The organism is Candidatus Tenderia electrophaga, assembly GCA_001447805.1.
Classification (GTDB): Bacteria; Pseudomonadota; Gammaproteobacteria; order Tenderiales; family Tenderiaceae; genus Tenderia; species Tenderia electrophaga.
In genome coordinates this window covers 840,797-861,962 of sequence record CP013099.1, presented here as the reverse complement: position 1 = coordinate 861,962, position 21,166 = coordinate 840,797, and the positions used below count along the sequence as shown (strand labels likewise).

Genomic DNA, 21,166 nt, shown 5'->3' with positions numbered 1-21,166 from the left:
AAAAAGCACCCTGGCAGTGTCGAAACTTACTTAAGCTCAACAGCAGCGCCAGCTTCCTCAAGCTGCTTCTTAACTTCTTCAGCTTCTTCCTTGGAAGCGCCTTCCTTGATGGTGGAAGGAGCACTCTCAACCATTTCCTTGGCTTCCTTGAGGCCCAGACCAGTGATGCTGCGAACAGCCTTGATGACGGAAACCTTGTTGTCGCCGAAGCTGCTCATCACAACATCAAATTCAGTCTGCTCTTCCGCGGCGGCACCGCCGTCAGCACCACCGGCAGCAGCGGCCGGAGCGGCTGCGACTGCGGCGGCGGAAACACCAAACTTTTCTTCCATGGCCTCAACCAACTCGACCACTTCCATCACGGTCATGTTGGCAATCGTTTCCAAAATATCTTCTTTAGATACAGCCATTTGACTATCTCCTAATTAATAAAAATAAAGACTCAAACCATCATCGCTTGCCGTGCGATACCTAGGCCGCGATTAACCCGCAGCCTGCTTTTGGTCGCGCACTGCGGCAACAACACGCGTAGCCTTGGTCGGTATCTCGTTGAGGGTACGTGCAAGTTTCTCGACAGGGGCGTTCATCAATGCCATCAGCAAGCTGATCGCCTGTTCCTTGGTCGGCATATTGGCCAGGCGTTCGATGTCGCCGGGCGCCAATAGTTTGCCGCCAATAGAAACCAACTTGACCTCGAGTTTTTCATTGTCCTTGGCGAAGGACTTGATCACGCGGGCGGCGGCACCAGGATCTTCCTGGGAAAACGCCAACACCAGCGGACCCGCCAACGCTTCGTTCATGCACTCGAAGTCAGTCCCTTGCAACGCACGCCGAGCCAAGGTGTTTTTCACAACGCGCAAATAAACACCGGACTCACGTGCCTTGGCACGCAACTCAGTCATCTGACCCACACTCAGGCCGGCGTACTCAGCTGCAATCGCAGAATGGGCGACGGACGCCACTTCCGCGACTTCGGCAACGATGGCTTTCTTATCATTCAGATTAAGAGCCATAACTTACCTCCAAAAGGTCTAACCAAGATATCCGTCACCGGATATCCACCTACGGCGACCCCGACCGGGAAAATCCCGCTTTGGGTGGCACCGTCTACGTAGGCCGGATCGCTCCATTAAGCCGCGCCTTCCACTTGCAAAGGCGTGGCACCTACGGTCTTTGACTGCCACCAGTCGCCTGATGACTCCAAAGTCTTTGTGCACCGCCCGAACTGCAGGCGACGCGAATCACAACAGCCTCCCCACTATAGGGCGAGGCTCGATTTCTCTACCCCCACCCCGGGACCCATGGTCGTGGAGACAGTGATTTTCTTCATATAAATACCCTTGGCACTGCTGGGTTTGGCCTTGTTCAGGTCGGCCAGCAGCGTGTCCAGGTTTTCCTTCAAGGCCGTGACGTCGAAGCTGGCCTTGCCGATGGTGGTATGAATGATTCCGGCCTTGTCGGTACGGTAACGCACCTGGCCAGCCTTAGCATTCTTCACCGCCGTGGCCACGTCGGCGGTCACCGTGCCGACCTTGGGGTTGGGCATCAGACCGCGCGGACCCAGGATCTGACCCAGCTGACCGACTACGCGCATGGCGTCCGGCGAAGCGATAACCACGTCGAAATCCATATTGCCTTTTTTGACCTCTTCCGCCAGGTCATCCATTCCGACGATATCGGCGCCGGCCTCTTTGGCGGCATCGGCGTTCGGCCCCTGGGTGAACACGGCGACACGAACGGTCTTACCGGTACCGTTGGGCAGTACGGAAGATCCGCGTACCACCTGATCCGATTTACGCGGATCCACACCCAGATTCACCGCCACATCGACAGCCTCGTCAAACTTGACCGAAGACACTTCTTTTAAAAGCGCCAAGGCCTCTTCGATACTCAATACCGTACCCGGAGCAACCTTTTCGGCAATCGCCTTGGCGCGCTTACTCATCTTAGCCATGCTTACACCCCTTCTACGTTCAGGCCCATACTGCGTGCAGTACCGGCGATTGTGCGAACCGCTGCATCCATGTCGGCAGCCGTGAGATCGGGCATCTTGGTCGCGGCGATCTCTTCCAGCTGGGCACGGTTAACCGTACCGACCTTTTCAGTGTTGGGACGGCCGCTGCCTGACTTGATACCGGCCGCTTTTTTCAGCAACACGGCCGCAGGCGGGGTCTTGGTAATAAAGGTAAAGCTGCGATCGTTGTAGACAGTGATCACCACCGGAACCGGCATGCCGGGCTCCAGGTTCTGAGTCTGGGCGTTAAAGGCCTTGCAAAACTCCATGATGTTCACGCCGCGCTGACCCAGGGCGGGCCCCACGGGCGGACTGGGGTTGGCTTGACCCGCCGCGACCTGCAGCTTGATATACGCTTCTATTTTCTTTGCCATTGCATTGACTCCTTGCCGGGTGCGAACGCCTTACGGCTCCCCTGATAAAGACAGAGCAAAGAGAAAAGTGAAAAGAACAAACCTCTTCTTTTCTCCAGTACCCTTTAAACCCTTTCCTATAAAAACTAACTCTTTTCGACCTGCCCGAACTCCAATTCAACCGGGGTGGAACGACCGAAGATCAACACCGCCACACGCAGACGGCTCTTTTCGTAATTGACTTCCTCCACCACGCCGTTGAAATCGGCAAACGGACCATCGACGACGCGGACGACCTCGCCCGGCTCGAACAAGACTTTCGGCCTGGGCTTTTCCACGCCTTCCTTGACGCGATCCAGAATGCGCTCGGCCTCACGATCACTGATCGGCGCCGGCCGATCCGTGGTGCCGCCGACGAACCCCATCACCTTGGGTACATCCTTGACCAGGTGCCAAGTCTCGTCGTCCATTTCCATTTGCACCAGCACATAACCTGGGAAGAATTTGCGATCGCTCTTGCGCTTCTGGCCGGCGCGCATCTCGACGACCTCTTCGGTCGGCACCAGCACCTCGCCGAAACGCTCTTCCATACCGGCATGGCGCACACGCTCTTCCAGCGAACGCCTGACCTGATTTTCAAAGCCCGAGTAAACGTGCACTACGTACCACCGCTTCGCCATGTGTCTATTCCCCTTGACCAGTCAATAAACGGACCAACCACAACAGTATGGAGTCCAGACCCCAGAGAAAGAGCGCAACGATCAACACCATCACGACCACGATCCCGGTGGTTTGCAGCGCTTCCTTCCGGGTCGGCCAGACAACTTTCTTGATCTCTGTCTGAGCGCCTGTCACGAAACCCCAGGTCCGTTGACCCACAGCCGTCTGGTAGGCCACCGCCAAGGCGATGCCCGCAGCCGCCAACAAGCCCAGCACACGCATCAGCAGCGATTGGTCGGGAAAGTAATAAAACCCCACCACGCCTGCGGCGACCAGCGCCAGAGCTATCGTCAACTTAAGCTTGTCCATACACCTCAAAAATTCTTAGTAGCTACCAAAATGGCAGGCCAGGAGGGAATCGAACCCCCAACCTGCGGTTTTGGAGACCGCCGCTCTGCCAATTGAGCTACTGGCCTATCCTGGTAACCAAAAACAACAACAAGGGATGAAGGCGTATCAGCCCTCACCCCTCGTCGATTTCGCAGCGTTTCCTTATTCGATGATCTTGGAAACAACACCGGCGCCGACGGTACGGCCACCTTCACGAATTGCGAAACGCAGACCTTCTTCCATGGCGATCGGCGCAATCAAGCTGACGGTCATGGCGACGTTGTCGCCGGGCATGACCATCTCGATGCCTTCGGGCAGATCACAGGCGCCGGTGACGTCGGTGGTGCGGAAGTAGAACTGCGGACGATAGCCGTTGAAGAACGGCGTGTGACGGCCGCCTTCGTCTTTGCTCAACACGTAGACTTCGGCTTCAAACTTGGTGTGCGGGGTGATGGAGCCGGGCTTGGCCAGGACTTGGCCGCGTTCGACTTCTTCACGCTTGGTGCCGCGCAGCAGGACGCCGACGTTGTCGCCTGCCTGCCCTTGGTCCAGCAGCTTGCGGAACATTTCGACCCCGGTGCAGGTGGTCTTGGCGGTGTCTTTGATGCCGACGATTTCGATTTCGTCGCCGACTTTGACGATGCCGCGTTCGATGCGGCCGGTGACGACGGTGCCGCGCCCGGAGATGGAGAAGACGTCTTCGACGGGCATCAAAAAGTCGCCGTCGATGGCGCGCTCGGGCTCGGGGATGTAGCTGTCCAGGGCGTCGACCAGTTTGTCGATGGCCTGGGTGCCGATTTCGCTGTCGTCACCTTCTAGGGCCTTGAGCGCGGAGCCGGTGATGACGGGAATGTCGTCGCCGGGGAAGTCGTAGGAGCTGAGCAGTTCGCGCACTTCCATTTCCACCAGTTCGAGCAGTTCGGCGTCGTCGACCATGTCGGCCTTGTTCAGGAATACGACGATGTAGGGTACGCCGACCTGGCGCGCCAGCAGGATGTGCTCGCGGGTCTGGGGCATGGGGCCGTCGGCGGCGGAACAGACCAGGATGGCGCCGTCCATCTGCGCGGCACCGGTGATCATGTTCTTGACGTAGTCGGCGTGGCCGGGGCAGTCGACGTGGGCGTAGTGACGGGTGTCTGATTCGTATTCGACGTGCGCGGTGGCGATGGTGATGCCGCGCGCTTTTTCTTCCGGCGCCGAGTCGATCTGGTCGTAAGCCTTGTGCTCACCACCGAATTTCTTCGCCTGTGTCACGGTCAATGCCGCCGTCAACGTGGTCTTGCCATGGTCGACGTGACCAATGGTGCCTACATTTACGTGCGGTTTCGTACGTTCAAATTTTGCTTTGGACATCGATGCACCCTCTATATAAAAAATGTTCCAAAAACTTCGTAACAAAAATCAAAACCTGGAGCCCATGCCCGGATTTGAACCGGGGACCTCTTCCTTACCAAGGAAGTGCTCTACCCCTGAGCTACATGGGCGAAACATCTTTAAACTGCGACCGGCCCTATATTAAAGAGTATCGCCCATCAAGTATGGAGCGGGTGATGGGAGTCGAACCCACGTCATCAGCTTGGAAGGCTGAGGTTCTACCATTGAACTACACCCGCCCGACCTCTAAAATCGATTAACACCACCGATGACTGGTCCGCCCCGACACTTCCGACGCAATCTTTTGAAACCTGGTGGAGGGGGGAGGATTCGAACCTCCGAAGGCGGAGCCGTCAGATTTACAGTCTGATCCCTTTGGCCACTCGGGAACCCCTCCGAAACAAAGGCGGCTATTTTGGAGTAGAGTTGCTTTTCTGTCAACATCAAATCCCGGATAAACAGCCATTAATCAGCCTGATAGCCCCACTTGCCCGGTTTAACCCCCCTTACCCGAGCGTTTTCAAGCTGTTATGATGTGCCGACTTTCAATACCACAGGACCAAGCGGGACGATGTCGGAATACAACATCCTGGTAACAGGCGGGGCCGGCTATATCGGCAGCCATGTGGTGCAACAACTGCGCAGCAAGGGCAGAAATGTCGTTATTCTGGACAATCTCTCCACCGGCTTCCGCCAGGCCGCCCAGGACACCGACCTGGTCATCGGCGACACCGGAGACAAGGCGCTGGTCAGCCAACTGCTGAAGGATCACAACGTCGGCGCGGTGATGCACTTCGCAGCCCACACCATCGTGCCCGAGTCGGTCTCGGATCCACTCAAATATTATGGAAACAATACCTGCTGCACCCGTAATCTACTGGAATGCTGCAGTGCGCACGGCGTCAAACACTTCATATTTTCATCCACGGCCGCAGTATACGGCATCCCCGCGACCGGGGTAGCGCGCGAGGACACACCGCTCAACCCCATCAATCCCTACGGCAGCTCCAAACTGATGAGCGAGTGGATGTTGCGCGACCTGTCCGCCGCCACCGATCTTGCCCACGTGGTGTTGCGCTATTTCAACGTCGCCGGTTCCGACCCCAAGGGCCGCATCGGCCAGTCCACTCGCAAGGCCACTCTGCTGACCAAGGTGGCCTGCGAGGCGGCCTTGGGTATCCGAGACCAGGTGGCCATCTTCGGCAGCGACTACGCCACTCCGGACGGCACCGGGGTACGCGACTACATTCACGTTGAAGACCTGGCCAACGCCCACCTCATGGCGCTGGATTACCTGGAGCAAGGCGGCGCCTCCAACACCTTCAACTGCGGTTACGGCCACGGCTACAGCGTGCGCGAGGTGTTGGACATGGTGGCCCGCGTCAATGGCGCGCCACTGAACATTAAGGAACTGCCGCGCCGCGCCGGCGACCCCCCGACACTGATCGCCGATGCCGAACGCATCCGCACCACGCTGGGCTGGCGGCCGCAATACGATGACCTGGAACAGATTGTCGCCAGCGCGCTCCACTGGGAACGCAAGCTGATGCAAAATGATTTCCGCAATCAATAAGATTGGGTAACATCGATACCCTCGACAATTGACCCATGGAGTTGATGTGAACAAAATTATTGCTGCGGTCTTTGGCGGTTTACTGCTCAGCAGCGCCGTCGCCCAGGAAACCTATTACGTGGATGACGAACTGGTCATCACCATGCGCGGCGGCAAGGGCACCGAATACCAGATCATTCGCACTCTGAAAAGCGGCACCCGACTGGAAGTACTGGAAACCGACAAGGACGCCGGCTACTCGTTGGCGCGCACCCCCGGCGGCACCGAAGGCTGGGTATTGACCCGCTATCTGACTCAGACCCCCATCGCCAAACACCGCCTGGCGGACGCCAAAAACAAGCTAGCCAGCCTGGAAGCCAAAACGGCCGAACTGACCGCCCAACTGGGGCAGACCCGCGCCTCGCGCGACAGCTTGGATAAGAGCAGTAGCCAACTGGACACGGAAAACCAGAAACTGCAACAGGAGCTCGATCGTATTCGGGAAATATCCAGCAACGCCCTGGCACTGGATCAGATTAATAAAGAATTACGGGAAAAGCTGATTCACCTGGAAACGGAGCTGCAAACCGTGGAGCAACAAAACGCAGTACTCAAGGACCGCAGCGCCCGGGATTGGTTTATCACCGGCACCGGCGTCACCATCCTGGGCATCATTATTGGCTTGATCCTGCCCAGGCTACGCTTTCAGCGTAAATCCAAATGGAACGAGCTCTAAATAAAAAGCCCCGTTAACGGGGCTTTTTATTAGCGTGCCTTTCGCTGTAACTGACTCACATCTCTCACTGCCCCGCGCGAAGCGCTGGTGGTCATGGCCGCATAGGCCTGCAGCGCAGCACTCACCTGACGCTGGCGCGCGCTCGGCAGCCAGGCCGCCGCGCCCTTGGCCTCCATGGCCTCACGCCGCGCCGCCAACTCATCGTCGGAGACGGCGACGTTGATGCTGCGATTGGGAATATCGATCTCAATGGTATCCCCCTCTTCCACTAAGCCGATGGCACCGCCCTCGGCCGCTTCGGGCGACACATGGCCGATGGACAGACCCGAGGTGCCACCGGAAAAACGGCCGTCGGTGATCAGGGCACAGGCCTTGCCCAGCCCTTTGGATTTCAGATAACTGGTGGGGTAGAGCATTTCCTGCATACCCGGCCCGCCGCGCGGGCCTTCGTAACGGATGATGACCACGTCGCCTTCCTTGATCTGGTCACCGAGGATGCCCTCCACGGCAGCCTCCTGGCTCTCGAACAGGCGCGCCGGCCCGCTGAATTTGAGAATACTTTCATCCACACCGGCGGTCTTTACTACACAGCCCTCGCGCGCGATATTGCCGAACAACACCGCCAAGCCGCCGTCACGGCTATAGGCATGATCCAGATCACGGATACAACCGTTGGCGCGGTCCAGGTCCAATGCCGGCCAGCGTTTTTCCTGACTGAAGGCCTGCTGGGTGGGGACGTTACCGGGCCCCGCCTTAAAAAAGGCATGCACCGCCTCATCCTCACTGCTGCTCACATCCCACTGATCCAAGGCCGCCTGCAGGGTATGGGAATGGACGGTCTGAACGTCGGTATGCAGCAAGCCGGCATGCGCCAGCCGCCCCAAAATACCCATGACCCCCCCGGCACGATGCACATCCTCCATGTGATACAGCGGGGTGCTCGGCGCCACCTTGCACAGCTGCGGCACCTTGCGCGACAAATGATCGATGTCCGCCACCCTGAAATCCACTTCCGCCTCCTGAGCCGCGGCCAACAAATGCAGAATGGTATTGGTGGAGCCGCCCATGGCGATGTCCAACGACATGGCGTTTTCAAAGGCCGCCTTACTGGCGATGGCGCGCGGCAGTACCGAGGCGTCGTTCTGTTCGTAATAGCGCTTGGCCAGATCGACAATCAAGCGGCCGGCGCGCAGGAACAGTTGTTTCCTATCCGCGTGGGTGGCCAGCATGGAACCGTTGCCCGGCAGCGACAGGCCCAGGGCCTCGGTCAGGCAGTTCATGGAATTGGCGGTAAACATACCCGAGCAGGAACCGCAGGTGGGACAGGCCGAACGCTCCATGCTCATCACATCTTCGTCGGATTCATTGGGATCGGCGGCCGAGACCATGGCATCGACCAAGTCCAGGTGCACTTCCTTACCGCCGATGACGGCCTTGCCCGACTCCATCGGCCCGCCGGAGACGAACACCACTGGCACATTCAGGCGCAGCGCCGCATTCAGCATGCCGGGCGTGATCTTATCGCAGTTGGAGATACAGACGATGGCGTCGGCGCAATGGGCGTTGACCATGTACTCCACCGCATCGGCGATCAGCTCGCGTGAAGGCAGGGAATACAGCATGCCGCCGTGGCCCATGGCGATGCCGTCATCGACAGCGATGGTGTTGAATTCCTTGGCCACGCCGCCGGCCCTTTCGATTTCACGCGCCACCAGCTGCCCCATATCCTTGAGATGGACATGTCCCGGCACGAACTGGGTAAACGAATTAGCCACCGCGATAATCGGCTTGCCGAAATCGTCGTCTTTCATCCCGGTCGCGCGCCATAGGGCGCGGGCACCGGCCATATTGCGGCCGCTTGTGGAGGTGCGGGAACGATAGTCGGGCATGGTCTGAACCTCTGGTCTGCTTGATTCGTACGGACCACAAAGATAGCAAATTTAGGCCTCCGGCGCGACGCATAAACACCGTTTCAATCCCCCTTTTCTGCCGGGAAGTCGAACCTCATGCGTTGCGATAAGCCGCCCGTGCGGCGCAGACTCAGGCGATGGGCGGCGCTGCGTCGCCCATCACTTATCCCCGTGATAAAAGGTTTGGCAAATTGAGCCCGCCCAAGGCAAGAGATAAACGCGAATCCACTATCCACAGCACGAGCATGGTTGGCGTCAGGCGGCTTAAATGGCGTAAAATCCGCCCTTCCTACACAGTCACCGCCTCACCCGGAGCGTCCCATGAGCACCCCTTCGACCCAGCTGGCCAAACTGGAAAAGAAACTACTGCATTACACCGGCAAGGCCATCGCCGATTTCAACATGATCCAGAAAGGTGATCGGGTCATGCTGTGCCTGTCGGGCGGCAAGGACTCCTTCACCCTGCTCCATCTGCTCAATCAATTGCGCAAGCGCAGCAATAACAAGTTCGAGCTGTTCTCCTTCACTCTCGACCAGGGCCAGCCGGGCTGGAACGACAGCGGCCTGCGCAGCTGGATGGAGCAGCACAGAATTCCCTTCGAAGTCTACAAACAAGACACCTACTCCGTGGTCATCGAAAAGGTGCCCGAGAACAAGACGTATTGTTCTCTGTGCTCACGCCTGCGCCGCGGCAGCATCTATAGCTATGCAGCAAAGCACGGTTTCAGCAAAATCGCCCTGGGCCACCATCGCGACGATTTGATCCAAAGCCTGATGATGTCCATCCTCTACAACGGCGAGATCAAATCCATGCCGCCCAAATTGCTCACTGACAGCCAAGACCATATCGTGATCCGACCGCTGGTCTACTGCCAGGAGCAGGATATCGCCGAATTCGCCGAATTAATGGAATTCCCCATTATCCCCTGCAACCTGTGCGGCTCGCAGGAGAACCTGGCGCGCCAACGCATCAAACAATTAATCAGGGATTTGGCGGCGGAAAACGAAAAGATCCCTAGCAACATGCTCCATGCCCTGCAGGCGCTGCAGCCGAGCCAGCTCATGGACAAACGCCATTGGGACTTCAAGCACCTGGAACAACAGCGCCGAGATTGCGACACCGAGACAAGCGCACTCCAGGCCAACCCGTTTTGACAGCGCCACAAAAAAAAGGGAGCAGATTGCGCTGCTCCCTTTTCAACATTCTGATTTAGGTGGATATATTTCTTCTAGCTTATTACACCATTAACTGGCTTGTTACCAGTGACAACGAAATTACCGCTCCCAGTCCGCCGATTAGCAGCGAGAGCGTATGCTCCATAACGGGTCGTTTGATTTCTCTGTACATGGCGTTCCCCCTTCGGAAGATTTCCGAACGTTAGACTTAAGCCATCAGCTCAGTGGCAAACAGGGCGACAGAAACAACAATGCCCAGAATTCCAGCGACGGTACCAAAAGTCATTACCAAGCTCTTACGTTGATCCATTGTGATCTCATCAATGCGATTATTTAGTGTTTGCTATGGTCCCCCAACCAACCACCGGGACGGTGTCCTACGGGGCTAGCAAAACCTTAGCAAACCACCAAGACTTTTTTCAAGCTTTTTTTACCAAAATACTCAGAATTAAACTTGTTGAAATTTATGATATTTTGCGGTAATACGCGGCAACGCCGGCCGTCCCGCGGCGCGCCGGTGGTGCAAATTCCACCAAAAAAAGCGACAATCGAAAGCGCCACAAGCCAAACATCTCGTCTAAAAATTCAACGACTTAGGCTGGTAGACCAGAACCCAAGGAGTTCACTGAAGTGAGCAGCGTCGCAGACGGTAACAAACAAGCCTTCATCCACTGGTTTCGCCAGTCCTCACCCTATATTCACGCCTTTCGCGGCCGCACCTTTGTACTGGCCTTCGATGGCGCGGCGGTGGCGGACTGTAATTTCCACAGTCTGGTTCATGATATCGCCCTGCTCAACAGCCTGGGCATTCGCCTGGTGCTGGTGCACGGCGCCCGGCCCCAGATCGAGCAACGGGTGAATCAGCAAGGCGCCCAGATCGATTATGTCAACGGCCTGCGCATCACTGACGACATCGCGTTGGCCTGTGTAAAACAGGCGGTGGGCAGCGTGCGCGTAGAGATCGAGGCACAGCTCTCAATGGGGGTGGCCAACTCACCCATGGCCGGGGCGCGCATCCGGGTCGCCTCGGGCAACTACGTCACCGCCCAACCGCTGGGCGTGCGCGACGGCGTGGACTATTGCCACACCGGCCAGGTGCGCCGCATCGACGCCACGGCCATCCAGCAACGTTTGGATGACGGTGCCATCGTCTTGGCATCGCCGTTGGGATACTCGCCCACCGGTGAAACCTTCAATCTCACCGCCAATGAAGTGGCCACCGCCATTGCCGTCGCCCTGCAGGCGGACAAATTGATGTTTCTGACCGAGGGCGACGGCATTCACGACGCCGAACAGCGCCTGATGCGCGAATTAAATACCGAACAGGCCCAGCAATTGCTGCAGCGCCAGCAAATCAGCGACGATGAGCTGGCTTATCTACGCCATGCCGTGCAGGCCTGCCGGCGCGGCGTGACTCGCACCCACTTGATCGATCGCCGCATCGACGGCTGCCTGCTGCAGGAATTGTTTACCCGCGACGGCATCGGCACACTGATTACGGCGGGCCAGTTTGAGGCCACACGTCAGGCCAACATCGATGACGTGGGCGGCATTCTCAGCCTGATTAAACCGCTGGAGGAGAGCGGCGTCCTGGTCCGTCGTTCACGGGAACAACTGGAACTGGAGATCGACCACTTCATTGTGGTGGAACGTGACGGCACGGTGGTCGCCTGCGCCGCTCTATATCCGTATACCGACGAACAGGTAGCGGAGTTGGCGTGCCTGGCGGTGCATCCCGATTACCGCAAGGCCAACCGTGGCGGCGAGCTGCTGGCGTATACCGAAAAGGTGGCCAAGGCGCGCAACATCGAGCGCATGTTCGTACTCACCACCCAGACCGCGCACTGGTTTCAGGAACGCGGCTATGCGGCGGGCGATATTGATAACCTGCCGGTGCAGCGCAAATCCTTATACAACTATCAGCGCCGCTCGAAGGTCTTCATTAAACAGTTGGGGGCATAGACCTTACGACCGTTATTTATTCCCGGCGCGCACTAAGCCGCCCAGACCGGCCTCGATCAAGGCCGTATCCAGGTATTGGCGAATATCCTTGGCCGACTCCATGGTCAACACCGCGGCCAACAGCTCTTGGGCGCGGGCGCGGGCCACTTTGCGGATCACCCATTTGATGCGCAGCAGACTGGAGGCGCTCATACTCAATGAGTCCACGCCCAATGCCAGCAACACCAACACGGCGCGCGGATCGCCGGCCATTTCACCGCACACACTCACCGGGCACTGATGCCGGGCCGCGCCCTCGATGACCTGGCGGATGGCCATGATCACGGCAGGGCTGAGACTGTCGTAGAGTTCGGCCACATTGGCGTTGTTGCGGTCCACCGCCAGCAGGTATTGGGTCAGGTCATTGCTGCCGATGGAGACGAAATCCACCCGCTTGGCCACCGCCTCGATCTGGTAGATCAGCGACGGCACCTCGATCATTACGCCGACCTGCGGCCGGGCCACCTCTTCACCGTCGGCGAGCAGTTCGTCATAGCCCTGCCGAATCAACCCCAGGGCCTCGTCCAATTCACTGATGCTGCTGATCATGGGCAACAGAATGCGCAGCCGATCGCTGCCGTCGCCGGCGCGCAGCATGGCCCTGACCTGTACCAGAAACAGTTCGGGATGATCCAGGGTGATACGAATGCCGCGCCAGCCGAGGAAGGGATTGTCTTCTTTGATGGGAAAATAGGGCAGCGCCTTGTCGCCGCCCACGTCCAGGGTACGCATCACCACCGGGCGCGGCGCGAAGGACTCGATCACCTGGCGATAGATGCGAAACTGTTCGTCCTCGCCGGGAAAACGGTCGCGCACCATGAAGGGAAACTCGGTGCGGTACAGGCCGATGCCCTCGGCGCCGCTGAGCAGGGAGGGTGTGATGTCGGACAACAGGCCGGTGTTGGCATACAGCGGGATGCGGTAACCGTCCGGGGTCTCGGCCGGCAGCTCGCGCAGCTCGGCCAGATCGGCGGTCATCTGCGCCTCTTCCCGGGCCAGACGTTCATATTCCTGGCGCACGTGGGCCGACGGCGCGACATAGACCCGGCCGTTGTAACCGTCGGCGATCAGGGGTTGACCCTCAAGCCGCGCCACCGGCAGGTCCTTCACACCCACCACCGCCGGGATGCCCAGCGCCCGGGACAGAATCGCCACGTGCGACGAGGTCGAGCCCTTGGCCGAGATCACCCCCACCAGGCGATCGACGGGCGCCTCGGCCAGCATGGTGGCGGTAATCTCATCCCCCACCAGCACGGTCCTTTCCGGATAAGGCGGCGGCTTGTGACGCCCCTTTTGGATAAAGCGCAGGATGCGCCGTCCCAGGTCGCGCACATCCTCGGCGCGCTCGCGCATGTAGGGGTCGTCCATATTTTCGAACACCTGGACATGCTCCTTAATCGTGGCGCGCAGGGCGCCCGAGGCCCAGCTGCCGGCGCGGATGCGACTGATCACCTGGTCTGTCATGCTGGTGCTGCCCAGCATTTGCAGGTAGGCATCGAACAGGGCCTGGTCTTCGTCACTGAGGGCGGTGCTGAGGCGCGCCTGCAACTCGCGGATATCGGCCTGCGCCAGGGACACGGCCTCGCGGAACACCTCCACTTCGGCCTCCACGTCTTCTACGGTCCGGTCCGGCACCGCATCCAGATCCGCGGGCGGATAGACCACCAGACCGGTGCCGATGCCCACCCCGGCCGAGCCCGGCAGGCCGGCCAGGGAGACACCGTCGTTGAAATCGGTCATCAGGCGGGCAATGCCGCCGCTGACCTCGGCATGGGCGATGGCGCCGGCCAGCTGCGCCGCCACGGTGAGTAGAAAGGCGGTCTCGTCCTCTTCGAACTTGCGCCGTGCGCGCTGCTGCACCACCAGCACCCCCAGCACCTTGCGATGATGAATGATGGGCGCGCCCATGAAGGCGTGAAAGGCCTGCTCATCGGTGCCGTGAAGAAAATGGAAACGGGGATGGTCCGGGGCGTTGTCCAGATTGACGGTCTCGGCGCGCTCAGCCACCAGGCTCACCAGCCCTTCGCCGAACATCAGGCCGGCATGGCCCACCGCCTTCGGATTGAGGCCGTCGGTCGCCATGAGGATATGGCGCTGCTGGCCCTCGTTGCAGAGATAGGCGGAGCAGACATCCACCTGCATCGCCTCTTTCACCCGCTTGACGATAATGCTCAGTGCGCGCTCGAGATTGTCCGCCTGACTGACTTCTTGAATGACGCGGTGCAGGATATTCAGCATAGACCGGTCAACGCCGCGAGGCGTCCCGCGCAACCGATAAGCCCTGTTTATCGTAACCGAGAAGATGGGCCAGCTCCTGCAAGGCCCGACTATAGACATCGCGCTTGAAGTGCACCACCTGGCTTACCGGGTGCCAGTAGTCCACCCAGCGCCAGTAGTCGAACTCGGGATGAGAGGTGAGATCGAGACGCACTTCCGTATCCCGAGCCAGAAAGCGCAGTAGAAACCAGACCTGCTTCTGGCCGATGCAGACCGGCTTGCTGTGGCGGCGGATGAGACGCTTGGGCAGACGATAGCGCAGCCAGCCGCGGGTCACGCCGATGATCTCGACATGGTCGGCGTTCAAGCCCACCTCTTCGCCGAGTTCGCGATACATGGCCTCCTCAGGCGTTTCGTCCGAGCGTATACCGCCCTGCGGAAACTGCCACGCATCCTGTCCAATCCGCCGGGCCCAGAACAGCTTGCCGTCGCTGTTGCTCAGAATAATCCCGACATTTGGCCGATACCCATCCGAATCAATCACTTATAACCTGTTTGTTAAATCATTATTGAAACTTATTGTTCCACAACACCCGACTCCGATCAATTGGACATTTACGCCTGCGCCAAGGTCCGCCATTTACCTTTCACGGCCGAGCGCCTATTCTTAGCGGTTTTGCAAAAAGCGGCGGAGAAACACGTGGAACTGGCCATTTTCGACCTGGACAATACCCTGCTGAAGGGCGACAGCGACTACCTCTGGGGCCGTTTCCTGGTGCAGCGGGGAATCGTCGACGGCGCGATTTACGAACGGGAAAACCAGCGCTTTTATGAAGACTACACGGCCGGCACGCTGGATATTTTCGAGTTCCTGCGCTTCGCCCTGCAACCGCTGGCGCAAACCCCCTTGGAGCAGATGCTGGCCTTGCGCCGGGAGTTCATCGAAACGGAGATCAAACCGATTATCCTGCCCCAGGCGCGTGAGCTCATCAATCAGCATCGTGACCAGGGCCGTATACTGCTCATCATTACCGCCACCAATCGCTTTGTCACCGAACCCATCGCCGAATTGCTGGGGGTGCCTGAGCTGCTCGCTACCGATCCGGAATTCAAAGACGGCCGCTATACCGGCCGGGTAAGCGGTGTGCCCGCGTTTCGCCAAGGCAAAGTGGAACGCCTCAACACCTGGCTCAAACAAAACGGCTACAACCTGGCCTCGAGCTGGTTCTATTCCGATTCGCATAACGACCTGCCCCTGCTGGAGCTGGTCACCCACCCGGTCGCCGTGGACGCCGACGACACTTTGAAACAACACGCCGAACTCAAGGGCTGGCCCGTGATCAGCCTGCGCGACGACTAGTGGCCGTATTGACCCGCGCCCGCTTCACCCTGACGCTCAGCGGCCTGGCGCTCTTGGCGCTGCTGAGCCTGCTATGGGGCATCAGCCGCGGCAGCATCGACTTGGGCCCGGGCCAACTCTGGCAGGCGCTTTTCACGCCGGACCGACTGGCCCATAGCCTCATTTTCGAGCTGCGCCTGCCGCGTCTGCTAAGCGCCTTCGCCGTGGGCGCCCTGCTGGCCCTGGCCGGCGCCCTGATGCAGGCCCTGCTGCGCAATCCCCTGGCCGATCCTTACGTATTAGGCATCTCGGGCGGTGCGGCGGTGGGCGCCCTGCTGACGATGTTGTTCGGATTGGGGGGCCTCTGGCTCGGCGGCGGCAGCTTCGTAGGCGCCCTGCTCTCCATGTTGCTGGTGTTCGCCCTGGCCCACGGCAAGGGCGGCTGGACCTCGACCCGGCTGCTGCTCACCGGTGTCATCGTCGCCGCCGGCTGGGGCGCCCTGATCAGCTTCATCCTCGCCATCAGCCCGGATGCCAGTCTGCGCGGCATGCTGTTCTGGCTCATGGGCGACTTCAGCCACGCCGACGCCCCCGGCACGGCGCTATTGATCATGCTCATCGGCCTGGCGCTGTGCCTGCCCCTGGCGCGCGACCTGAGCTTGTTGGCACGCGGCGAACTGCAGGCCCGTGCCTTGGGCGTGAATGTCGCGGCGCTGCGTTGGGGTATCTACTTTCTTGCCTCGCTGCTGACCGCGGTGGCGGTGACCCAGGCCGGCAGCATCGGGTTTGTCGGTCTGGTGGTACCGCACATGGTGCGCTTAGCCACGGGCAATGACCACCGCCTGCTGCTACCTGCCAGTATGTTGCTTGGGGGCACCCTGCTGGTCTGCGCCGACACCCTGGCACGCACCGTGCTGGCACCGCAGCAACTGCCGGTCGGGGTGATCACCGCCTTTCTCGGTGTGCCGTTGTTTCTCTATCTGCTGCGCCGGAGCCGGATGTCATGAGTCTGCTAACGACGCAACAACTGGACTTGACCATCGGCGGAAAACAGGTTTGTACAGGCCTGGACCTGGCCATTGAACCCGGCCAGCGCTGGGCCTTGCTGGGCCGCAATGGCGTGGGCAAGACTACCTTGCTGCACTGTCTGGCCGGCCTGCGCCGAGGCGATGGCGGCACGATCACCCTCGCAGGCGACAATCTGGCGCGACTCAGCCCGTCATTGATTGCGCGCCGCCTCGGCGTGTTGTTTCAGCGACAAGAAGACGCCTTTCCCGCCACGGTGATGGAAACGGCCCTGATCGGCCGGCATCCCTATCTGAAAAGCTGGCAATGGGAAACGCAACAGGATGAACAGCTGGCCCTGGACGCGCTGCAACAATTGCAGATCGACCATCTGGCCCAACGTCAGGTGGATACCCTGTCCGGCGGTGAGCGCCAGCGCTTAGCCTTGGCCACGCTGCTGACGCAACGACCCAAGCTGTTGTTGCTGGATGAGCCCAGCAACCACCTGGATATTCATCAACAGGTCAAGGTGCTGGAACTGTTAAACCAGTGGAGCGCCCAAGCCGAACGCGCCTGCCTCATGACCCTGCATGACATCAACCTGGCGGCGCGCTATTGCAGCCACGCCGTATTGCTGTTCGGACACGGAGAGGTCGTCAGCGGGACGATCGAAGCAACCCTGACGGAGCACAATCTGGAGCGGCTCTATCTGCATGCCATGCGGAAACTGACAGGGGACTGGGGGCAGGCCTTCCTGCCCCTATAAAACAACTGTCGCGCAGCGGACTATTCAGTCTCCCTCTCCTGCCGGGAGAGGGGCGGGGTGAGGGCAAAACAATCCCCGCCATCACATAAACGTATCTTTATTCGCCGCGCGAATCTGCGCATCCTGCTTGGTGATAATCCCCTTGCGCACCAATTCGGCCAGACACTGATCCAGGGTCTGCATGCCCATGCCCTGACCGGTCTGAATCGCCGAGTACATCTGCGGCACCTTGTTTTCACGAATCAGGTTGCGGATGGCCGGGGTACCGACCATGATCTCGTGGGCCGCCACCCGGCCGCCGCCGACGCGCTTGAGCAAGGTCTGCGAGATGACCGCACGCAAGGATTCGGACAGCATGGAACGCATCATGTCCTTCTCCGCCGCCGGAAACACATCGATGATACGGTCGATGGTCTTGGCCGCCGAACTGGTGTGCAGGGTACCGAATACCAGATGGCCGGTCTCGGCCGCGGTCAGGGCCAGGCGGATGGTTTCCGGGTCACGCATTTCGCCCACCAGGATGATATCCGGGTCTTCGCGCAGGGCGGAACGCAGCGCCTCATTGAAGCCGAGAGTATCGCGATGCACCTCGCGCTGGTTGACCAGGCATTTCTTGCTTTGATGCACGAACTCGATCGGGTCCTCGACGGTGAGAATATGACCGAACTCGGTATTGTTTTTGTAGTCCACCATGGCCGCCAGGGTGGTCGACTTACCTGAACCGGTGGGTCCGGTAACCAGCACCAGGCCGCGCGGGTTGTTGGAGATATCCTTGAATACCGCCGGACACTTGAGCTCCTCCAGCGACAGGATATTCGAGGGGATGGTACGGAACACACCGCCGACACCGCGGTTATGGTTGAAGGCGTTGACGCGAAAACGGGCCAGGCCGGGGATTTCGAACGAGAAGTCAGTCTCGAAGAATTCCTCGAAGTCCTTGCGCTGGCGGTCGTTCATGATGTCGTAGAGCATTGTGTGCACCGCCTTGTTGTCCATCGGCGGCACATTGATACGACGAATGTCGCCGTCGACACGAATCATCGGCGGCAGGCCGGCCGACAAATGCAAATCCGATGCGGCGTTCTTGACACTAAAGGCCAGCAGCTCGGCTATATCCATGGCATTCCCCTTTGCTTACTCACAAGTCTTTAATGATGAATACCCATATTCCGAAACCGTTGGCCGCATGGACGCGGCCATCGAGCGTAGCGGGATGTATTCACAGCGTTTCGGAGCATGGGTATTCAGCAATTCCGTCCCGGCAATAACTCTATATTAATGTTGCGAAGCAGATTCCCTATCTGTAACGGCACGACCCGCGACTTCTTGACGCAGCGCCCGGGCCGGCCGAGCTGATACAATAGCGCCACTCATTGGCCCGAGCAACGCGCATGACCAGCATCCAACAACGCATCGACCAAGTACGGCAACAGATTCATGCGGCCGAGACGTGTTATCAACGTGCGCCCGGCTCGGTGGCCCTGTTGGCGGTGAGCAAGACCTGGCCGCTGGAGGATATCTTGGCCGCCGCCCGGGCAGGTCAAGCCTGCTTCGGTGAAAACTACGTGCAAGAGGCCGTCGCCAAGATCGATGCCTGTCCTATCGAACTGGAATGGCATTTCGTCGGCCACATCCAATCCAACAAGTCGCGCGATATCGCCAGCCGATTTGACTGGGTACACAGCATCGACCGCCTCAAGCTGGCTAGGCGTCTGAGCGAGCAACGGCCAGACCCTCTGGCACCGCTGAACATCTGCCTGCAAGTCAATATCAGCGGCGAGGCCAGCAAGTCCGGCCTGAGGCCGGACGAGGTGCTGACACTGGCCGGACCGATCAGTGAACTCCCCCGTCTACGCCTGCGCGGCCTGATGGCCATCCCGGCGCCCATGGCTGATTTCGCCGGGCAGCGCGCCATGTTCCGCCAGGTGCGCGAACTGCAAGACCGATTGATCGCACAGGGACTGGCGCTGGACACCCTGTCCATGGGCATGTCGGACGACCTGGAGGCGGCCATTGCCGAGGGCGCCACCCTGGTCCGCATCGGAACCGCCATCTTCGGTGCGCGTGATTATGCCAAGATCCAACGCGGCGCCTGATTGGCAAACGCAGTGAGTGCGGTACACTCGGGCTGATCGCTTGAAACGAAAACGTCGAAACGGATAACTTTATGGAAACACTTAACATCAGTTTCATCGGCGCCGGCAACATGGCCAGCAGCCTGATCGGCGGCTTGCTGGCCGATGGCAAGGCGCCCACCAGCATCCACATCGCCGACGTCGACAAGGCGCGACTGGACACACTCAAACAGCGCTTCGCTATCAGCGTCTGTGATTCGAACGAGGCCGCCGCCGCGGCGGCCGATATCCTGGTGTTGGCGGTCAAGCCGCAAAGCCTCCGAGCGGTGACCGGTGAGATTCGCGACCAGGTACAACAATCCCGGCCGCTGGTGATTTCCATCGCCGCCGGGGTGCGCCAGCACGACATCAACCGCTGGCTGGGCGGCGATGTTGCCGTGGTGCGGGTCATGCCCAACACGCCGGCCCTGATCCAGACCGGCGCCTCGGCCCTATACGCCAACGAAAGGGTCACGACGGCACAGCGCAATGCCGCCGAGACCATCCTGCGCGCCGTGGGCATCGCCTTATGGCTGGATGACGAGGCGCACATGGATGCGGTCACCGCCCTGTCCGGCAGCGGCCCGGCCTATTTCTTTTTATTCATGGAGGCCATGGAGGCCGCCGGGCGCGCGCTCGGCCTCGACGCCGACAGCGCCCGCCTGCTGACCCTGCAAACCGCCTTCGGCGCCACCAAGATGGCGCTGGAGAGCAGCGAGGACTGCGCCACCCTGCGCCGGCGCGTCACGTCCCCCGGCGGCACCACCGAGCAGGCCCTGCGCGTGTTCGAACAGGGCGATCTGCGCGGCCTGATCGAACAGGCCGTCACGGCGGCCGCCAAACGTTCCGAAGAATTGGCCCAAGCACTTGGAAAGGAGCAAGAATGAACGGCTATTTTACCTCCGCCGCCGCCTTTTTGATCGAGGCCGTGTTCGGTCTCTATATGTTGATCGTCATGCTGCGCCTGCTGCTGCAGCTGGTGCGCGCGGACTTTTACAATCCATTGTGTCAATTCATCGTCAAGGCCACCAACCCGCTGCTCAAGCCTCTGCGCCGCGTCATCCCCAGCGTCGCCGGTGTCGACATGGCCGCCGTCGTGTTGTTGCTGGCCCTGCAAATGGCCAAGCTGGCCCTGGTCGCCCTGGCCGGCGGCATAACACTGGCCCTGCCCGGCCTGGCGCTGCTGTCCGTCGCCGAGCTGATCGCCCTGCTGCTAAACATCTACATGATCAGCATCCTGATTCAGATCATCCTCAGCTGGGTGGGCCCGGGGACGTATAATCCAGTCACCGCCCTGCTTTACGCCCTCAACGAACCGGTGATGCGACCCGCGCGACGCATCCTGCCGCCCATGTCCGGCATCGACTTTTCGCCTATACTGGTGTTTCTGGCTATCGGTCTGATGAAGATTCTGATCGTCAGCCCCCTAATGGATATGGGCCGCAGCTTGATCTAGCCCGCTGAGACATGCGGGCTAGGCGCTCGACGCAATAATCCTTGAACGAGCTGCTGAGTGATGGAATCGCGAGGCAGGTCGCGGTTTTGTCGACCCGCTCGCA

The 21,166-nt window shown here is 59.7% G+C and carries 21 protein-coding genes and 4 tRNA genes; 10 read left to right on the top strand and 15 right to left on the bottom strand.

What is annotated here, in order from left to right; all coding sequences use genetic code 11:
- Window positions 1–26: 26 nt before the first annotated feature.
- The 11 genes from rplL to Tel_03955 all read right to left on the bottom strand — a co-directional run bounded on the left by rplL (window position 27) and on the right by Tel_03955 (window position 5,188).
- Entirely contained in the window at window positions 27–410 is a 384-nt protein-coding gene (rplL, locus tag Tel_04005) for a 50S ribosomal protein L7/L12 (protein ALP52369.1), read from the bottom strand.
- A 72-nt stretch (window positions 411–482) separates the two neighbouring features.
- Window positions 483–1,013 carry a 50S ribosomal protein L10 gene (locus tag Tel_04000; GenBank protein ALP52368.1) on the bottom strand — a complete coding sequence of 177 codons (531 nt, stop codon included), beginning with the start codon at window positions 1,011–1,013 and terminating at the stop codon, window positions 483–485.
- A gap of 245 nt (window positions 1,014–1,258) precedes the next feature.
- On the bottom strand, window positions 1,259–1,954 hold the full coding sequence (locus Tel_03995; GenBank protein ALP52367.1) for a 50S ribosomal protein L1: 696 nt from the start codon (window positions 1,952–1,954) through the stop codon (window positions 1,259–1,261).
- Window positions 1,955–1,956: 2 nt separating this feature from the next.
- The gene (locus Tel_03990) at window positions 1,957–2,388 is read right to left on the bottom strand and encodes a 50S ribosomal protein L11 (GenBank protein ID ALP52366.1); all 432 of its coding nucleotides are present in this window, start codon (window positions 2,386–2,388) and stop codon (window positions 1,957–1,959) included.
- 125 nt (window positions 2,389–2,513) lie between these two features.
- Window positions 2,514–3,047 (bottom strand): hypothetical protein, encoded by a 534-nt coding sequence (locus Tel_03985; GenBank protein ID ALP52365.1) that lies wholly within the window; start codon window positions 3,045–3,047, stop codon window positions 2,514–2,516.
- Window positions 3,048–3,051: 4 nt separating this feature from the next.
- Complete coding sequence (locus Tel_03980; GenBank protein ID ALP52364.1) at window positions 3,052–3,396, bottom strand: preprotein translocase subunit SecE; 345 nt, start codon at window positions 3,394–3,396, stop codon at window positions 3,052–3,054.
- A gap of 31 nt (window positions 3,397–3,427) precedes the next feature.
- Window positions 3,428–3,503: transfer RNA gene (locus Tel_03975), tRNA-Trp, on the bottom strand.
- Between the two features lie 76 nt (window positions 3,504–3,579).
- The gene (gene tuf, locus Tel_03970) at window positions 3,580–4,770 is read right to left on the bottom strand and encodes an elongation factor Tu (GenBank protein ID ALP52363.1); all 1,191 of its coding nucleotides are present in this window, start codon (window positions 4,768–4,770) and stop codon (window positions 3,580–3,582) included.
- A gap of 56 nt (window positions 4,771–4,826) precedes the next feature.
- A tRNA-Thr gene (locus Tel_03965) sits at window positions 4,827–4,901 on the bottom strand.
- A gap of 55 nt (window positions 4,902–4,956) precedes the next feature.
- Window positions 4,957–5,030, bottom strand: a tRNA-Gly gene (locus tag Tel_03960).
- Between the two features lie 73 nt (window positions 5,031–5,103).
- Window positions 5,104–5,188 (bottom strand) — tRNA-Tyr (locus Tel_03955).
- A 174-nt stretch (window positions 5,189–5,362) separates the two neighbouring features.
- Between Tel_03955 and Tel_03950 the strand changes: the two genes are divergently transcribed.
- Window positions 5,363–6,364 (top strand): UDP-glucose 4-epimerase, encoded by a 1,002-nt coding sequence (locus tag Tel_03950; protein ALP52362.1) that lies wholly within the window; start codon window positions 5,363–5,365, stop codon window positions 6,362–6,364.
- Window positions 6,365–6,410: 46 nt separating this feature from the next.
- Entirely contained in the window at window positions 6,411–7,079 is a 669-nt protein-coding gene (locus tag Tel_03945; GenBank protein ALP52361.1) for a hypothetical protein, read from the top strand.
- A 29-nt stretch (window positions 7,080–7,108) separates the two neighbouring features.
- On the opposite strand, the gene Tel_03940 is transcribed toward Tel_03945, so the two are convergent.
- The gene (locus Tel_03940; protein ALP52360.1) at window positions 7,109–8,968 is read right to left on the bottom strand and encodes a dihydroxy-acid dehydratase; all 1,860 of its coding nucleotides are present in this window, start codon (window positions 8,966–8,968) and stop codon (window positions 7,109–7,111) included.
- A gap of 342 nt (window positions 8,969–9,310) precedes the next feature.
- On the opposite strand from Tel_03940, the gene Tel_03935 reads away from it, so the two are divergent.
- Entirely contained in the window at window positions 9,311–10,144 is an 834-nt protein-coding gene (locus Tel_03935; GenBank protein ID ALP52359.1) for a tRNA 2-thiocytidine biosynthesis protein TtcA, read from the top strand.
- 651 nt (window positions 10,145–10,795) lie between these two features.
- Window positions 10,796–12,127 carry an N-acetylglutamate synthase gene (locus Tel_03930; protein ID ALP52358.1) on the top strand — a complete coding sequence of 444 codons (1,332 nt, stop codon included), beginning with the start codon at window positions 10,796–10,798 and terminating at the stop codon, window positions 12,125–12,127.
- 12 nt (window positions 12,128–12,139) lie between these two features.
- On the opposite strand, the gene Tel_03925 is transcribed toward Tel_03930, so the two are convergent.
- A complete protein-coding gene (locus Tel_03925; protein ALP52357.1) occupies window positions 12,140–14,404 on the bottom strand; it encodes a phosphoenolpyruvate-protein phosphotransferase in 2,265 nt (754 codons plus the stop codon).
- 7 nt (window positions 14,405–14,411) lie between these two features.
- The gene (locus Tel_03920) at window positions 14,412–14,927 is read right to left on the bottom strand and encodes an RNA pyrophosphohydrolase (GenBank protein ALP52356.1); all 516 of its coding nucleotides are present in this window, start codon (window positions 14,925–14,927) and stop codon (window positions 14,412–14,414) included.
- Between the two features lie 156 nt (window positions 14,928–15,083).
- Between Tel_03920 and Tel_03915 the strand changes: the two genes are divergently transcribed.
- Genes Tel_03915 through Tel_03905 form a run of 3 tightly spaced genes read left to right on the top strand, consistent with a single transcriptional unit; the run spans window position 15,084 to window position 17,493 of the window.
- Window positions 15,084–15,743, top strand: coding sequence for a phosphoserine phosphatase (locus Tel_03915; GenBank protein ALP54731.1), 660 nt, complete (start codon window positions 15,084–15,086; stop codon window positions 15,741–15,743).
- A gap of 8 nt (window positions 15,744–15,751) precedes the next feature.
- Window positions 15,752–16,729 (top strand): ABC transporter permease, encoded by a 978-nt coding sequence (locus Tel_03910; GenBank protein ALP54730.1) that lies wholly within the window; start codon window positions 15,752–15,754, stop codon window positions 16,727–16,729.
- Complete coding sequence (locus Tel_03905; protein ALP52355.1) at window positions 16,726–17,493, top strand: ABC transporter; 768 nt, start codon at window positions 16,726–16,728, stop codon at window positions 17,491–17,493. Before Tel_03910 ends, Tel_03905 begins: the two co-directional genes overlap by 4 nt.
- Window positions 17,494–17,574: 81 nt before the next feature.
- Here Tel_03905 and Tel_03900 read toward each other — a convergent pair whose 3' ends face one another.
- Window positions 17,575–18,612: a type IV pili twitching motility protein PilT gene (locus Tel_03900; protein ID ALP52354.1), complete on the bottom strand. Its 1,038-nt coding sequence runs from the start codon at window positions 18,610–18,612 to the stop codon at window positions 17,575–17,577.
- Between the two features lie 272 nt (window positions 18,613–18,884).
- On the opposite strand from Tel_03900, the gene Tel_03895 reads away from it, so the two are divergent.
- The 3 genes from Tel_03895 (at window position 18,885) to Tel_03885 (ending at window position 21,063) form a co-directional block, all read left to right on the top strand.
- Entirely contained in the window at window positions 18,885–19,589 is a 705-nt protein-coding gene (locus tag Tel_03895) for a hypothetical protein (protein ID ALP52353.1), read from the top strand.
- Window positions 19,590–19,660: 71 nt separating this feature from the next.
- The gene (locus Tel_03890) at window positions 19,661–20,494 is read left to right on the top strand and encodes a pyrroline-5-carboxylate reductase (protein ALP52352.1); all 834 of its coding nucleotides are present in this window, start codon (window positions 19,661–19,663) and stop codon (window positions 20,492–20,494) included.
- A complete protein-coding gene (locus Tel_03885; GenBank protein ID ALP52351.1) occupies window positions 20,491–21,063 on the top strand; it encodes a hypothetical protein in 573 nt (190 codons plus the stop codon). The genes Tel_03890 and Tel_03885 overlap by 4 nt, the downstream gene beginning before the upstream one ends.
- The last annotated feature ends 103 nt before the right edge of the window (window positions 21,064–21,166 follow it).

Bases quoted from the DNA above. Each gene is read 5' to 3' on its own strand.
- Tel_03935 (ALP52359.1), top strand. From the start codon at position 9,311: ATGAGCACCCCTTCGACCCAGCTGGCCAAACTGGAAAAGAAACTACTG.
- Tel_03895 (ALP52353.1), top strand. From the start codon at position 18,885: ATGACCAGCATCCAACAACGCATCGACCAAGTACGGCAACAGATTCAT.
- Tel_03900 (ALP52354.1), bottom strand. From the start codon at position 18,612: ATGGATATAGCCGAGCTGCTGGCCTTTAGTGTCAAGAACGCCGCATCG.
- Tel_03995 (ALP52367.1), bottom strand. From the start codon at position 1,954: ATGGCTAAGATGAGTAAGCGCGCCAAGGCGATTGCCGAAAAGGTTGCT.
- Tel_03980 (ALP52364.1), bottom strand. From the start codon at position 3,396: ATGGACAAGCTTAAGTTGACGATAGCTCTGGCGCTGGTCGCCGCAGGC.
- Tel_03950 (ALP52362.1), top strand. From the start codon at position 5,363: ATGTCGGAATACAACATCCTGGTAACAGGCGGGGCCGGCTATATCGGC.
- Tel_03905 (ALP52355.1), top strand. From the start codon at position 16,726: ATGAGTCTGCTAACGACGCAACAACTGGACTTGACCATCGGCGGAAAA.
- tuf (ALP52363.1), bottom strand. From the start codon at position 4,770: ATGTCCAAAGCAAAATTTGAACGTACGAAACCGCACGTAAATGTAGGC.
- Tel_03925 (ALP52357.1), bottom strand. From the start codon at position 14,404: ATGCTGAATATCCTGCACCGCGTCATTCAAGAAGTCAGTCAGGCGGAC.
- Tel_03890 (ALP52352.1), top strand. From the start codon at position 19,661: ATGGAAACACTTAACATCAGTTTCATCGGCGCCGGCAACATGGCCAGC.
- rplL (ALP52369.1), bottom strand. From the start codon at position 410: ATGGCTGTATCTAAAGAAGATATTTTGGAAACGATTGCCAACATGACC.
- Tel_03885 (ALP52351.1), top strand. From the start codon at position 20,491: ATGAACGGCTATTTTACCTCCGCCGCCGCCTTTTTGATCGAGGCCGTG.
- Tel_04000 (ALP52368.1), bottom strand. From the start codon at position 1,013: ATGGCTCTTAATCTGAATGATAAGAAAGCCATCGTTGCCGAAGTCGCG.
- Tel_03985 (ALP52365.1), bottom strand. From the start codon at position 3,047: ATGGCGAAGCGGTGGTACGTAGTGCACGTTTACTCGGGCTTTGAAAAT.
- Tel_03990 (ALP52366.1), bottom strand. From the start codon at position 2,388: ATGGCAAAGAAAATAGAAGCGTATATCAAGCTGCAGGTCGCGGCGGGT.
- Tel_03940 (ALP52360.1), bottom strand. From the start codon at position 8,968: ATGCCCGACTATCGTTCCCGCACCTCCACAAGCGGCCGCAATATGGCC.